The sequence below is a fragment of the Dietzia sp. B19 genome (assembly GCF_014145155.1).
GTDB lineage: Bacteria > Actinomycetota > Actinomycetes > Mycobacteriales > Mycobacteriaceae > Dietzia > Dietzia natronolimnaea.
In genome coordinates, this window is the sequence record NZ_JAALED010000457.1 from 6,682 (window position 1) to 7,564 (window position 883).

The window sequence follows — 883 nt, forward strand, 5'->3', positions numbered from 1 at the left end:
CGTCGAGACCGGGGGCGACGACGACGGGGGCCGCGTCCGAACCGCCGTCGCCGTCACCGGGGTCGGCGCCCGCGGCGATACCGACCACCACCACCTCGGACTCGACAGGCGTCGTGACGGCCTCGATCGCGGCGAGGTCCGGGCTGTGGGTGAGGATCGACTGCGCGGTGGGCATGAAAGCACTCCTGGTGGTCGGCGGGGACGTACGGGACGTGTCAGATGCCCTGATGACGTGGCGGGACCGCCACGGCCAGGGCACCATAGTCTATCGACTACCGTGGGAGCGGAGCCGTACTGGAGAGCGCGAGGAGTGGCCACATGACAGACACCGGGGACCTCTACGAGGGGCCGCTGCACTCTCGTCACGTGGAGGCCGGGGCCACCTTCGCCCCCTTCGGTGGCTGGTCGATGCCCGTGCAGTACTCGGGCACCGTCGCCGAGCACCACGCCACCCGCACGACCGTCGGGTTGTTCGACGTCAGCCACCTGGGCAAGGCGCTCGTGACCGGCCCCGGCGCCGCCGGGTTCGTCAACACCTGCGTCACCAACGACCTCGACCGGATCTCCGCCGGCAGCGCCCAGTACACGCTGTGCTGCGACGAGTCCGGGGGAGTCGTCGACGACCTCATCGCCTACCGCGTCTCCGACTCCGAGATCTTCCTCATCCCCAACGCCGCCAACACCGCCGAGGTGGTGCGGCGGATGCAGGCCGCGGCGGCCGAGCGGGCGCCCGAGGTCAGCGTCACCGACGAGCACCGCTCCCGCGCCGTGATCGCAGTGCAGGGCCCGCTCGCCGGGGAGGTCCTCACCGCGGTCGGCCTGCCCATCGACCTGGACTACATGGCCTTCGTCGACGCCGACTGGTCCGGAGTTCCCGTCCGGG

Annotated in this window: 1 pseudogene; it reads left to right on the top strand. The window is 71.3% G+C overall.

Annotation, left to right across the window (positions count from 1 at the left end):
* Window positions 1-318 precede the first annotated feature (318 nt).
* Window positions 319-883: pseudogene (locus tag G6020_RS12845) on the top strand (glycine cleavage system protein T); the annotation flags it as partial.